This window comes from Candidatus Borkfalkia ceftriaxoniphila (genome assembly GCF_004134775.1).
Taxonomy (GTDB): Bacteria; Bacillota; Clostridia; order Christensenellales; family Borkfalkiaceae; genus Borkfalkia; species Borkfalkia ceftriaxoniphila.
In genome coordinates, this window is the sequence record NZ_SDOZ01000003.1 from 155315 (window position 1) to 168625 (window position 13311).

The following is a 13311-nucleotide window of genomic DNA, read 5'->3' on the forward strand; positions in this document are numbered from 1 at the left end:
AAAAAAGGAAACCTGTCGGTTTCCTTTTTATTGTTTTTCAGCGGCCGCTCGCGCCGTAGTTGGAGAGTACGCGCGCGCTCGGATCGTTCACGTCGCAGCCCTCCCAACTCTTGTTCGGCATCCAAAAATCCGAAACCATCGCCGCCTGCCCGGGATAATATTTTTCGAAAATTTCCCGATATAAAAGGCTCTCCTTCGTAAACGGCTTTGCGTGATAAGCGTATTTTTCCGCGATTTTCCGCCATTCCGCTCCGTACTTCCGTTCGGCATATTCTTTCAGGTCGTCCACTAAGGAATGTCCCACCGCGTCGGAAAACGCCGCCTTTTCGCGGTAAAGTATGCCGTGCGGGAGCCAATCCCCCTCGAATGCGCGGCGCAACAAATATTTGCCCTGCCCATAGGTGTTCATTTTCAGCGGGGGATCGATGCCCATGACGTATTTTACGAAGGCAAGATCGCCGAAAGGCACGCGCGCTTCCATCGAGTTGACGGAAATACAGCGATCGGCTCGGAGAACGTCGTACATATGAAGTTCGCGCACGCGCTTTTGCGATTCCTTTTGAAATTCTTCCGCGCTCGGTGCAAAGTCGGTATATTTGTACCCGAACAACTCGTCGGAGATCTCGCCCGTCATCAGAACGCGCACATTCGTTGTGCGACGGATCTCCCTGCACAGCAGATACATTCCCATGGATGCGCGGATCGTGGTGATGTCAAAAGTGCCGAGCGCGGCGATGACCTCTTCCAGAGCGGCGAGCACATCCTCGCGCGTAATCATGACTTCGCGGTGATCAGAACCTATATAGGAGGCGGCTTCGCGGGCATATTTCAGATCGATGGCGTCCGTATCCATGCCGACGGCAAACGTGCGGATAGGTTTTTTGAGCACGCGCTGTCCGATGGCGCACACAAGGGAACTGTCCAGCCCGCCCGAGAGCAGAAACCCGAGCGGCGCATCGCTGTCCAGCCGTTTTTCAACGCCCGCAACGAGTTTTTCACGGATATTTCTGCAAATCTCATCGAGACTGCCGTTCGTATAGCCGCCGACGGCGGTCATATCGCAGTAAGAAATAAACTTTCCGCCGCGGTAATACTTTCCGGGCGGGAACGGATAAATCTGCCCGGCTACAAACCCGACAAGGTTTTTCGGCTCGCTCGCGAACACGATCTCCCCGCCCGAAAGATACCCGTAATAGAGCGGGCGTATGCCGATGGGATCGCGCGCAGCGATATACTCTCCCGTATTTCCGTCGTAAAGCACGAGCGCAAATTCCGCGTCGAGCATGGAAAACATATTTACGCCGTATTCCGCATACAGGGGCAGCAATATCTCGCAGTCGCTCTTCGAATGAAAGACGTACCCCTTTGCCTCCAGATCCCGCCGAAGGGCGCGGAAACCGTATATTTCTCCGTTGCATACGAGCATATTTTTGCCCATCCAGAAAGGCTGCATCCCCTCCGCATTCAGTCCCATAACGGCGAGTCTATGAAATCCCATATACCCGCTCGGCGTGCTGTCCAGCGCGGTCATGTCGGGCCCGCGCGAAACCGTTTTATCGAAACAGCGCTGCATTTGCGCCTTATCTATCTGTCTGCTCGTACAGCAAAATATAGAACACATACTCTTACTCCTTTATCAGCCGAACGCCGCCGAAAACGCCGCCATCGCCCCGCGCACCGTCGTTTCGTCGGCAAAAGAGGTCAGGCGGAAATATCCTTCGCCGTTTCTGCCGAATCCGCCGCCCGGCGTTCCGACCACGCCCGTCTTTTCCAGCAAATAATCAAAAAACGCAAAACTGTTTGTAAAACCCGGGCATTGCAGCCACACGTACGGCGAATTTCTGCCGCCCGTGTACCATATGCCAAGCGTATCCAACGCGTCGCAGATGATTTTTGCGTTGTTGCGGTAAACGGAAAGATTCGCACGGATCTGCCGAAGCCCCTCTTCGGAAAGCGCCGCAGCCGCGCCCCGCTGTACGGCGTATGCGACGCCGTTGAATTTGGTCGTCTGGCGGCGCAGCCACATCGCATGCAGCGACATACCGCACCTTTTCAATGCGAACGGAACGACCGTATAACCGCACCTCGTGCCCGTGAACCCCGCCGTTTTCGAAAAGGAGCAGAACTCGATCGCGCATTCCTTCGCGCCCTCGACCTCGTAGACGCTGCGCGCGAGCCCCTTTTCCGATACGAAGCTCTCATACGCCGCGTCGTACAGAATCACGGCGCCGCGTTCCCGCGCGTAATCCACCCATGCGCGGAGCCGTTCGATGCTGTATGCCGCTCCCGTCGGATTATCGGGCGAACAGATATAGATGATATCCGCCTTTACCGACGTATCGGGCATGGGCAGAAACGCGTTTTCCCGCGTTGCCGCACAATATATGATTTTGCGCCCCGCCATTTTATTGGTATCCACATAGACGGGATATACGGGATCGGGAATAAGCACGGTATTATCGGGATCGAAAAGATCGAGGATATTGCCCAGATCGCTCTTCGCGCCGTCGGAAACAAAGATCTCGTCCGCATCCACTGCCGCGCCGAAAGAACGGTAATATTCTCGTATCGATTCCCGCAGAAACGGATAGCCCTGCTCGGGCCCGTAGCCGCGGAAGGTCGCCCTTTCGCCCTGTTCGCGCACCGCTTCTTCCATTGCCGCAACGACGGCGGGCGCGAGCGGGAGAGTCACGTCTCCGATTCCCATTTTGTATATCCGCCGATCGGGGTGACTTTCGGAAAACGCCGCCACCTTATGCGCAATGTCCGAAAAGAGGTAACTATCCCGCAGACTGCGGTAATTTTCGTTGATCTTCATGGTTTTTCGATTCCTTTTCCGCCCGCGAAAGCGCGGTGCGGAGAGTATTGCGGCAGGATCGCCGCATTTCTTTACAGTTCTGTTTCGCCCGTAAATACCATGCGCGCCTCGCCCGTCATCAGAACGCGGTCGCCCACGTTGACGACCAGTTCCCCGCCCGGAAGCCGTACCGTTATATCTTCGCCCCGCGGAAACATACCGATCGCGACCGACGCGGCAGCAGCCGCGCACGCGCCCGTGCCGCAGGCGAGCGTTTCCCCGCTGCCGCGCTCCCATACCCGCATTTTCAGCGAGCGTTCGCCCGTCTTTTGAACGAATTCCGTATTGACGCGCTGCGGAAACACGGAGGCGTTTTCAAACAACGGTCCTACTGCGTCCAGTTCAATGCCGTCGGGATCTTCAAATACGACGCAATGCGGGTTGCCCATCGAAACGCACGTGATGCGCCGCTGCATGCCCGCGAGCCGTAAGGGATAATCGATGATTTGTGCCGAGGGAAGGTTTACGGGAATTTTTGCGGCGGCGAATTCTGCCTTTCCCATATCCACGCGCACCCGCCGCACCGTTCCGCCTTCGGGAAAAAGCCAAAGCCGCTTTATGCCGCTCAAAGTTTCTATCTCCATTTCGCTCTTTGGCACGGCGCCGCTCTCGAACAGATATTTTCCCACGCAGCGGATAGCGTTGCCGCACATTTTTCCCTCGCTCCCGTCCGCGTTGAACATACGCATTTTCGCATCGGCACGCCCGCTCGGGCAGATGAGTACGATCCCGTCGCCGCCGATGCCCCTGTGTCTGTCCGAAAGCCGCACCGCCAAATTCTCGGGTGAGGCGAGCGGTTCGCGCAGGCAGTCGAAATAAATATAATCGTTGCCCGCGCCCTCCATTTTTACGAATTTCCGCAACATAACGCCCTCCTATGTTTCGTAAGCCTTTAAAATTTCCAAAGCGACCTCACGGCGGGGCAGCCGTCTGTCCATCGCCTGCTTTTCGAGAAATCTGTGCGCGTCTTTCTCCGTCATGCCCAGATACCCGACGAGCGCACACTTCGCGCGGTCGATCAGTTTCAACTCGCCGATCGTCGCTTTCAGCCGCTCGTTTTCGTCGCCCAACGCACGCAAGCGGCAGCCTACGCGCGCGCATATACGCAACGCCTGCAACAGTTCCGAAGGCCGCACGGGGCGGCAAAGTACCGCGCCCCCGACGCCCGAAAGTTCGCGTTCGGCGCTTGCCGCCTCTTCGGGAGATACGATCGCGATAACCGCCGTACCGCCGTTTGCGAGTGCGCGCGCTTTTTCCTCCCAACTCCCCTTAGGAAGAGAAACGAACAGCGCAAGAATCGAGCCGTTTTCCTCTTCCGACGCCGAACGAGGCTGAAAGCCGTTCTCCCGCAAAAAACGGCAGACCTTTTTATTCACCGTGTCCGAACCGCAGTGCACCGTGATCTTCTGCATGGCAATATCCCTAATGAAACGCGTACATCTGTCTGTACGGATTTTCGCTGTCGGGCGTGAGCCGATAATACACCGCTTCCGTAAACGCGCTTTCCTGTTCTCCAAAGAGCGAACACCACCGCGAAACGAGCGCGCGCACCGTACCCTGCGGAATCTTTTCCAGCCTTTCCGCCCTGACCTGTGCGGGCAGTTTTGCGGGGACCTTTTCGCAGCGCAGATAGATCTCGCCTCCGTGCATACCCGTCCCGCAGAAATTGCCGATGATCGGTTTGCCGTCCTTGTGGTTGCCGAGCACGACGATAATGCCGCCCGCCTGGTATTCGCCCAAAAAACTGCCAGCCCTGCCGCCGATCACGAGAGCGGGTTTATTTTCCTTATACGCTTTCATATGGATTCCGCAGCGGTAACCCGCGTCGCCGCGGATAAAAATTTTCCCGCCGCGCATGGCGTAGCCCGACGCGTCGCCCGCACTGCCGAACACGTCTATTTCTCCGCCGTTCATCGTGTCGCCCGTGGCTTCCTGTACGTTGCCGAGCACACGGATCGCGCCGCCGTTCAAATACGCGCCGAGAGCGTTGCCGGGAGTACCCGAGATCTCGATCTCCCTGCCCGTAAGGCCTGCGGCTATGTAGCGCTGCCCGACGCAGTTTTTTATGGAAATATGCTTTTCCCCGCACGCCCGAACCGCTTCGTTGAGCGCGGAAAAATGCAGACTTTCAGCATCTATGATCATGATTTTCTCCTTTACAGCGATTCGCCTGCGTACCGAATGCCGAGTATTTTCAGTTCGGGCTCGTTCAGCCCCACGCCGCGCAGCATCAGGCGGTTGCCCCGCAGCGCTTCGACGGAATTGATGCCCATGCCGCCCATCATCTCCTGTATTTCGTGTTCCCACGCCGTTACGAGATTGACGAGCCGCTTATATCCGACTTCGGGATCCAGCCGCTTGACGAGGTCGGGTCTTTGGGTGGCGATGCCCCAGTTGCATTTGCCTTCATGGCAGGACCTGCAGAGATGACACCCCAAAGCAAGCAGCGCCGCCGTTCCGATATAGCAGGCGTCCGCCCCCAACGCGATCGCCTTTACCACGTCCGCGCTCGAACGGACGGAACCGCCCGCAATGACGGAAACCTCGTCGCGTATCCCTTCCTCGCGCAATCGTTCGTCCACCTGCGCGAGAGCGAGTTCGATGGGGATCCCTACGTTGTCGCGGATGCGCGTGGGCGCCGCGCCGGTGCCGCCGCGGAAACCGTCGACGGCGATGACGTCCGCACCGCTTCGGGCAATGCCGCTCGCGATCGCCGCGACGTTATGGACCGCCGCGATCTTTACGATGACGGGCTTTTTATATTCGGTCGCTTCCTTGACAGAATATACGAGTTGGCGCAGATCCTCGATGGAATAGATATCGTGATGCGGCGCGGGAGAGATGGCGTCCGCACCTTGCGGGATCATGCGCGTTTCGGAAACGTCCGCCGAAATTTTCGTACCCGGCAGATGTCCGCCGATCCCGGGTTTCGCGCCTTGCCCCATCTTGATTTCGATGGCGGCTGCGTTTTCCAGATAATCTTTGAATACGCCGAATCGGCCGCTCGCCACCTGCACGACGGTATTTTTCCCGTATTTGTAGAAATCCTTGTGCAGTCCGCCCTCGCCCGTATTATAATAGATACCCAGCGTCTCCGCCGCACGCGCGAGCGACTCGTGCGCATTGTAAGAAATGGAACCGTAACTCATCGCCGAAAACAGGACGGGCACCTTTAATTTCAGTTGCGGCGGCAGATTGTTTTTGATCCTGCCCTTTTCGTCCCGTTCGATCCTAACGGTGCGTTTGCCCAGATATACCTGCGTTTCCATCGGCTCGCGCAAAGGATCGATGGGCGGATTCGTGACCTGCGAGGCGTTGAGCAGCATTTTATCCCAATAGATCGGATACGTTTTGGGCGTGCCCATCGAGGAAAGGAGCACGCCGCCCGTGTCTGCCTGCTTATATACTTCGTCGATCGTCGGCTTATCCCAGTTGGCGTTCGGTTTATAGACATCGTCCGATCTCACGATTTTTAGCGCGTGCGTCGGGCACAGGCATACGCAGCGGTGACAGTTTACGCATTTGGAATCGTCCGCGAGCATTTTTCCTGTCCGCGCATCGAAAGAGTGCACCAGGTTGGCGCACTGCCGCTCGCAAACACGGCAAACAATACATTTTTTTTCGCTGCGGACGACTTCATAATCGGGCTGTATATACATATTCATTGCTCGCGCTCTCCTTTTTTATCGTACAGTTCGAAAACGACGGGTTCGCCGCCTGCCGGCGCCCAGATCTTATCGAGTGACGGCTCGATGCGCCTGATCGCGCTCTCCTCGCTGGAAATGTATGCCTTATCGCCCTTTTCCGCACAGATCATGGAACGTAGTTTCAAGCGGTCGTTCAGCGCCATCAGTCCGCCCGTATAGCCCAGAATAACGGAGAACGGTCCGGTTACGAGCAGCGAGGGAAACATACGGCGCAGGAGCGTTTCCTGTTCTCTTGCCCCCGCTTCCTTTTCGGCGATGGTGCTCCAAAAAGACGCCGCAATGACGTGCGCGGTTTCTTCAAGCGTGAGCCCTTGCTTGCGCATAAGGTAATCGATGATATACGTAATGACTTCCGTGTCCGTCTGCAACGTGCATTTGTAGCCGAACATTTCGATATAACGCCGGTTCGCGTCATAGGAGGAAATTTCGCCGTTGTGAACGACGGAAAGATCCAAAAGCCCGAACGGGTGCGCGCCGCCCCACCAGCCGGGCGTGTTGGTCGGGTAACGGCCGTGGCACGTCCAGGCGTATCCCTCGTATTCTTCCAGACGGTAAAATCTGCCGATATCTTCGGGATACCCGACGCCCTTGAAGATCCCCATGTTTTTGCCGCAGGAAAAGACATAGGCGCCGCTTATCTGCGCATTGACGCGGTTGACGCACCTTGCGACGTATTCGCGTTCGTCCAGATGGCTGCGCGCAAGTTTTTGCGGAAGAGGCGCGAAAAAATAGCGGTAAATGATCGGTTCGTCCCGAACGGAAGGGATCTTGCGCGTCTGCATTTCCGAGGAATAGACGATCTCAAAATGTCTGCCGAGAAAGGCTTCCGTTTCCTCCTGCGCCTCCTTTTTGCTGTAAAAGAGATGAAAGGCATAAAAATCTTTGTAATGCGGATAGATCCCGTAACCCGCAAACCCGCCGCCCAGACCGTTGGAACGATCGTGCATGACAGAGATCGCCTCGATCATTCCCTCGCCGCTCATGGGCCTGCCGCTCCTGTCTATAACGCCCGCGACCGCGCAGCCCGACGGGTTTCTGAATTGACCTTCATATAAAATCATTGTCGCTCTCCCTTGCACTTTTCAATACGCGTTTTATTATAGTTTCGCCCGTGCGTACCGTCAAGCAATGGAGAAAAATTCGTTTTTTCGCCATTTTTTATGGAAACCATAAGAAAAACTTGCGTTTTGTTATGCTGATACACCGTATAACGGGAGTTTATACGGAAGAGCCCCGCCTGAGAATTTTCAGGCGGGGCTCTCCCATTGCGCGAGCAACGTGCGGAACAAATCGCACCCGTTTATCCGTTCTCGTCCTGCAAGGCGTCGTAACCCGTTTCACCCGTGCGGATGCGGACTACGTCTTCCACGTCGTAGACGAATATTTTCCCGTCACCGATATGCCCTGTATACAGCGCGCTGCGCGCCGCCGCGACCACTTCGGCTACGGGTACTTTGCTGACGACCACTTCGACTTTGACCTTGGGCAGCAGATCCATATCCACCTTGACGCCTCTGTAATATTCGCCCGCGCCCTTCTGCACGCCGCAGCCGAGTACCTGCGTGACCGTGATACCCGTCACGCCGATAGCGCTCAATGACTGTTTGAGGTCTTCGAATTTGGACTGTTTGGTAAGGATGACTACCTTCGATAACTTTTCGTCTTTTTCGGAACTCTGCCGCAACGCGGGCGCCGAAGTATCGACCACCGGCACGCCCGCAGGCTCGGCAGGTATCCCTTCGGGATCGAGCATTTCAGCCGCGAGCGGCGCGGCCACGAAATCCGCATATGCGCTGGGCAGACCGTGTTCGTGCTTGTCGAGCCCTTCCACCTCTTCCGTTTTGGAAGCGCGGAGCCCGACCGTGCGTTTGAGAATGAGGAACAGAGCGACCATGCACACGATCGTCCACGCCGCAATGCTGACGACACCGATGAACTGTACCAGTAATTGCGCGAAGTTACCCGTATAGAACAAGCCCGTGCCGACCGAGAACAGTCCGCATGCAAGCGTGCCCCACAGACCGTTGCAGCCATGCACCGCGATCGCGCCGACGGGGTCGTCTATATGTAACTTTTTATCGATGAATTCAACGGCGACCACTACGAGGATCCCGGCAACTACGCCGATAAAAAACGCGCCGACCACGTCCACCGCCGCGCAGCCTGCCGTGATCGCGACCAGTCCCGCGAGCGAACCGTTGAGCGTCATGGAAACGTCCGGTTTTTTATTCTTGATCCAGGTAAATATCATCGTGGCGCAGGTGGCTGCGGCCGTCGCGACCGTCGTTACGACGAGGATCTGCGCCAACTGCGTCATATCGGACGCTGCCGCGCCGTTGAATCCGTACCAGCAGAACCAGAGAATGAATACGCCCAGCGCGCCGATGGTGAGGTTGTGCCCGGGAATCGCACGGACGTGCACTGCTTTTCTGCGGTCAAGCGTGGGCCTTTTATCCTTATCCAGATACTTGCCCCAGCGGGGACCGAGAATGAGCGCACCGATAAACGAGGAGATGCCGCCGACCATGTGGATCAGCGAGGATCCCGCAAAATCAATGTATGTCACGCCCAGAATTTCTTTGGAGAGCCATCCGCCGCCCCACGCCCAGTGCGCCTCGACGGGATAGACGATCGCGCTGATCACACAAGAATAGATGCAATAGGACAAAAATTTCGTACGCTCGGCCATCGCGCCCGAAACGATGGTCGCGGTCGTCGCGCAAAATACGAGGTTGAAGAAAAACGCCGACCAATCGTAATTTGCAAAATCGGTAAAAATGCCGAGATTGGGGAGCCCGACCAAGCCGAAAAGTACGTCCTCGCCCATCATCAGCCCCGCGCCGAGCAATACGAACACGATCGTGCCGAGGCAGAAATCCATAAGGTTTTTCATGATGATGTTGCCCGCGTTTTTCGCGCGCGTGAAACCCGTTTCCACCATCGCAAACCCTGCCTGCATAAACCAGACGAGTATGGCGCCTATCAAAAACCATATGCCCGTCGAACCGAATATACCCATTCGAAATACCTCCGAAAATTTATTGTTTGTTGCAGTTTTTTACGTCTTACATGCTGAAAAGTATATCGCCGTATGTCGGGAAAGGCCAGACCTTCGCGGCGGTATCCAACTCCATTCCGTCCGCGTACATGCGCAGTTCGCACATGACGGGTATGACTTTTTCCGCAAAAAATGCCGCGAGCAGCGCGGGCGTCCCGCACGCTTTGCCTTCCACGAGCAGCCCTTCCAGCGCCTCCGCCCTCTCGAACATCGCATCGTTGTCGGCGGACAGTTTTTGTATGAGCCGACGATCCGCAGCCGCTGCGGCGCCCGCCTCCTTTTTACTGCGAGCGGTGTTGCACAGCGTTTCGATGTATTCGTTGACGGCGGGCCAGATATCCCGCTTTGCCATCTCAATCATGGTAAGAGCCTCTATGTTGAGCACCTTGCAGTAATTTTCGAGCATGATATCCGTGCGGGTGACGACTTCGCGCGCGGTGAATACGCCGTTGCGCTCAAAAAGACCGATATTCTTTTTATCCGCAAAGAGAGGGAGCGCTTCCGCCGCATTTTTCAAGTTCAGCAAGCCGCGCCGCGCCGCTTCTTTCGCCCATTCCTCCGAATAGTTGTTGCCGTTGAACAGGATCCGCCCGTTCTCCTTCAACTCGCGTACCACCAGATCGTGCAATGCCGCATTGAAATCTTTTGCCCCTTCCAGTTCTTCGGCAAAGGTACGCAGCGCGTCCGCGACGATGGTGTTGATGATGATGTTCGGACCCGCAAGCGACAGAGAAGCGCCGACCATGCGGAATTCGAATTTATTGCCCGTAAAAGCAAAGGGAGAAGTGCGGTTGCGGTCGGTCGTATCCTTCGGCAACTCGGGCAGCGTATCTACGCCGAGTTTCATCGTTTTTCTTCCCTTGTCGCTGTACTTGACGCCCCTCTCCAACGAATCGATGACCGCTTCCAGTTCTTCGCCCAAAAACACCGATACGATGGCGGGCGGCGCTTCGTTCGCGCCAAGACGATGGTCGTTGCCGGCGCTCGCGACGGACAGGCGCAGAAGATCCTGATGCTCGTTGACAGCCTTGATGACCGCCGTCAGAAAGAGCATGAACTGCCCGTTTTCCGCAGGTGTGGAGCCGGGATCGAGCAGGTTCATTCCCGTATCCGTACTCATCGACCAGTTATTGTGCTTGCCGCTGCCGTTGATGCCCGCAAAAGGCTTTTCATGAAGCAAGCAATACAATCCGTGACGGCCTGCGACCTTTTTCATCGTTTCCATCACGAGTTGGTTCTGATCGGAGGCGACGTTCGTGCTCGTAAAGACGGGGGCGAGTTCGTGTTGGCTGGGCGCGACTTCGTTGTGTTTTGTCTTTGCCAAAATGCCCAGTTTCCACAATTCTTCGTCCAAGTCCTTCATGTATTCGGAAACGCGTGTCTTAATCGCTCCGAAATAATGGTCTTCCAACTCCTGCCCTTTCGGGGCTTTCGCACCGAACAGCGTGCGTCCCGTAAAAACAAGATCTTTGCGCGCGTCGTACATTTTACGATCGATGAGGAAATATTCCTGTTCCGCGCCGATGGTGGGATACACGCGCTTGACCGTTTCGTTGCCGAACAGGCGCAATATGCGCAGCGCCTGCTCGTTGAGCGCAGCCATACTTTTGAGAAGCGGCGTCTTTTTATCCAGTACTTCGCCGCTGTACGAAAAGAATGCCGTGGGGATATAAAGGGTGCCGTCCTTGACGAAGGCGAAGGAGGTCGGGTCCCACGCGGTATAGCCGCGCGCCTCGAAAGTCGCGCGCACGCCGCCGCTGGGGAAACTCGACGCATCGGGTTCGCCCACGACCAGTTCCTTGCCCGAAAATTCCATGATGACTTTGCCGTCTTTGGTGGGCGATATAAAAGAATCGTGCTTTTCGGCGGTGACGCCCGTCATGGGCTGGAACCAATGGGTAAAGTGCGTGGCGCCCTTTTCCACCGCCCAATCCTTCATCGCGTTGGCGACCACGTTTGCCACGCTCATATCCAGCGGCGCGCCCTCGTCGATGGTTTTTAAGAGCGATCTGTAAATTTCTTTCGGCAGTTTATCCTGCATGATCTGACGGTTGAATACGTTCGATGCGAACAATTCGGGGACTTTCATGGTTTACCTCCTGCAAAAGCAAAAGGCGCCGCGGAGAAGACCTCGCCTTTGAAGTCTCCGCCGCAACGCCTTTGTTGCCCGTTTGAATTTTATGCCCAAATTATAATTCTTTGCCCGCCGTTTTGTCAATGATTCAGAAGAAATTCGATTTATCACAAAAAATTATATGTGCCATTAGAAAAAAGTAAGCCATATTTATACGCGCTTGCGATAAATATGGCTTATTTCGCTCTTGGTTCATAACGGATATCTCTTTTCGATATCGAAATCTAATCCGTGCCGGTCCGCATTGGTCCACTGTTGTAAACATTCCAGGCATTCCGTGTATGCCACTCTCTCGCCGTATTGAAACTCTTCCCCTTCGATATTCTTATAATCGAACAACTCTTCTATCCCGACTATTAAATGCCGCATTAGAAGTTCTAATACCTCTTCCGCACTTTTCTTACGCATTGCCTCACCCGATATCTTCGTTCATTATGTCGTCATACGACACGTATCCTTTATAAATACAACATTCGTAAATTTTATTGATAAATCGTTCTTTTGTCAAATAAAACTTGCCTTTTTCAAAGGGGCTGTCAACTATAATGGTTATGCCTTTTCTCCCTTTCTTTACATCAGACAAACATTTTTGCAGCCATTTAGTCTTTTCGTTTTCTATGATTTCATCCATGATCGCCAAAACCTTTATCACATCGTCATCGATAACGATGTGTTCTTTTTTCTTGCCGATCCGAAAATCCGCTTCCACCTTATTCTCTTTCATCATTTTCTTAATATAAGAGAGGCGTTTTACGATCCACTTTATCTTTGCTTTCTTCAATGTCTTTTTCTCATCATTATCACTCCTTTTTATTATACAAAATTCAATTACAGTAAAAGTTCGGACTTTTACCAAATTATTCCATTTTTCTTTTTTAACGATCAAAAACCCAATGGAATCATCCCCTTTCTGAATGATATTCACATTTATTATAACACATTATTTATTTTATTAAAATAAAGACAGACGCATTAACGCGTCTGTCTTCTTATAAAAAATTCCTTTATATATAAAAAAGTTCGAATAGCTACATCGCTATTCGAACTTTTTTTATGGCGCCGATTGAGGGAATAAGTACGAACTCAAAGAGAAAGAAGAGGCAGACCGGGAAGCGTCCCCGATCTGCTTTTCAGCTTTTTCCACATAGTTTTTGGAAAATCTTTCCGTAAATATGTTCTCCTGGAAGTTATAGGTAATCACGATACGGTCGCCGTACCAGATAATATCGCGGATAAAGGTATTTACAATCGTCTTCCGGGTTTTCATATCGTCGGGATCCTCGAACACTTTGGAGAGGAGATATTTTTCTACTTCCTCGACTGTCAGATGCGCATAGGTTTTCTGCGTTTCCTTGTTAATCTCTATATCCAGGCAGTTCACCTCGTCTTGCAGAGCCGCTAACCTGTCTTTGGTAAAATCGGTGATGATACCTTTTTCTATCGCTTTTACGATATTATCAGCCGCTTTCTTCGCCTCGTCGCGCTTCTTAACGAGCGTCTGTAATCCCGAACTGTCTCGGATGATTTTCTCATGGACTTTGACAATGGTTTCCGC

General features: G+C 54.1%; 12 protein-coding genes. All 12 read right to left on the reverse strand.

Going from position 1 to position 13311, the window contains the following annotated elements; all coding sequences use genetic code 11:
- Window positions 1-37: 37 nt before the first annotated feature.
- Entirely contained in the window at window positions 38-1621 is a 1584-nt protein-coding gene (gene asnB / locus ESZ91_RS09370; protein ID WP_129226583.1) for an asparagine synthase B, read from the reverse strand.
- Between the two features lie 15 nt (window positions 1622-1636).
- A complete protein-coding gene (locus tag ESZ91_RS09375; protein ID WP_129226585.1) occupies window positions 1637-2818 on the reverse strand; it encodes an LL-diaminopimelate aminotransferase in 1182 nt (393 codons plus the stop codon).
- A 71-nt stretch (window positions 2819-2889) separates the two neighbouring features.
- A complete protein-coding gene (gene dapF / locus ESZ91_RS09380) occupies window positions 2890-3723 on the reverse strand; it encodes a diaminopimelate epimerase (protein WP_129226587.1) in 834 nt (277 codons plus the stop codon).
- A gap of 9 nt (window positions 3724-3732) precedes the next feature.
- A complete protein-coding gene (locus ESZ91_RS09385; RefSeq protein WP_129226590.1) occupies window positions 3733-4269 on the reverse strand; it encodes an ANTAR domain-containing response regulator in 537 nt (178 codons plus the stop codon).
- Window positions 4270-4279: 10 nt separating this feature from the next.
- Window positions 4280-5002: a GltB/FmdC/FwdC-like GXGXG domain-containing protein gene (locus tag ESZ91_RS09390; RefSeq protein ID WP_129226592.1), complete on the reverse strand. Its 723-nt coding sequence runs from the start codon at window positions 5000-5002 to the stop codon at window positions 4280-4282.
- 11 nt (window positions 5003-5013) lie between these two features.
- A complete protein-coding gene (locus ESZ91_RS09395) occupies window positions 5014-6522 on the reverse strand; it encodes a glutamate synthase-related protein (protein ID WP_129226594.1) in 1509 nt (502 codons plus the stop codon).
- Window positions 6519-7622, reverse strand: a complete 1104-nt coding sequence (locus ESZ91_RS09400) for a class II glutamine amidotransferase (RefSeq protein ID WP_129226809.1) — start codon at window positions 7620-7622, stop codon at window positions 6519-6521. Before ESZ91_RS09400 ends, ESZ91_RS09395 begins: the two co-directional genes overlap by 4 nt.
- A 242-nt stretch (window positions 7623-7864) precedes the next feature.
- Window positions 7865-9583, reverse strand: coding sequence for an ammonium transporter (locus ESZ91_RS11795; RefSeq protein ID WP_129226596.1), 1719 nt, complete (start codon window positions 9581-9583; stop codon window positions 7865-7867).
- A 46-nt stretch (window positions 9584-9629) separates the two neighbouring features.
- The gene (locus ESZ91_RS09410) at window positions 9630-11711 is read right to left on the reverse strand and encodes a glutamine synthetase III family protein (RefSeq protein WP_129226598.1); all 2082 of its coding nucleotides are present in this window, start codon (window positions 11709-11711) and stop codon (window positions 9630-9632) included.
- Window positions 11712-11948: 237 nt separating this feature from the next.
- Entirely contained in the window at window positions 11949-12164 is a 216-nt protein-coding gene (locus ESZ91_RS09415; protein WP_129226600.1) for a hypothetical protein, read from the reverse strand.
- 4 nt (window positions 12165-12168) lie between these two features.
- Window positions 12169-12681 carry a hypothetical protein gene (locus tag ESZ91_RS09420; protein WP_129226602.1) on the reverse strand — a complete coding sequence of 171 codons (513 nt, stop codon included), beginning with the start codon at window positions 12679-12681 and terminating at the stop codon, window positions 12169-12171.
- Window positions 12682-12807: 126 nt separating this feature from the next.
- Window positions 12808-13311 (reverse strand): hypothetical protein (locus ESZ91_RS09425; RefSeq protein WP_161971125.1); only part of this gene is annotated, 504 nt, incomplete at its 5' end.

Bases quoted from the DNA above. Each gene is read 5' to 3' on its own strand.
- ESZ91_RS09395 (WP_129226594.1), bottom strand. From the start codon at position 6,522: ATGAATATGTATATACAGCCCGATTATGAAGTCGTCCGCAGCGAAAAA.
- ESZ91_RS09390 (WP_129226592.1), bottom strand. From the start codon at position 5,002: ATGATCATAGATGCTGAAAGTCTGCATTTTTCCGCGCTCAACGAAGCG.
- ESZ91_RS09410 (WP_129226598.1), bottom strand. From the start codon at position 11,711: ATGAAAGTCCCCGAATTGTTCGCATCGAACGTATTCAACCGTCAGATC.
- ESZ91_RS09415 (WP_129226600.1), bottom strand. From the start codon at position 12,164: ATGCGTAAGAAAAGTGCGGAAGAGGTATTAGAACTTCTAATGCGGCAT.
- ESZ91_RS09385 (WP_129226590.1), bottom strand. From the start codon at position 4,269: ATGCAGAAGATCACGGTGCACTGCGGTTCGGACACGGTGAATAAAAAG.
- ESZ91_RS09375 (WP_129226585.1), bottom strand. From the start codon at position 2,818: ATGAAGATCAACGAAAATTACCGCAGTCTGCGGGATAGTTACCTCTTT.
- ESZ91_RS11795 (WP_129226596.1), bottom strand. From the start codon at position 9,583: ATGGGTATATTCGGTTCGACGGGCATATGGTTTTTGATAGGCGCCATA.
- dapF (WP_129226587.1), bottom strand. From the start codon at position 3,723: ATGTTGCGGAAATTCGTAAAAATGGAGGGCGCGGGCAACGATTATATT.
- asnB (WP_129226583.1), bottom strand. From the start codon at position 1,621: ATGTGTTCTATATTTTGCTGTACGAGCAGACAGATAGATAAGGCGCAA.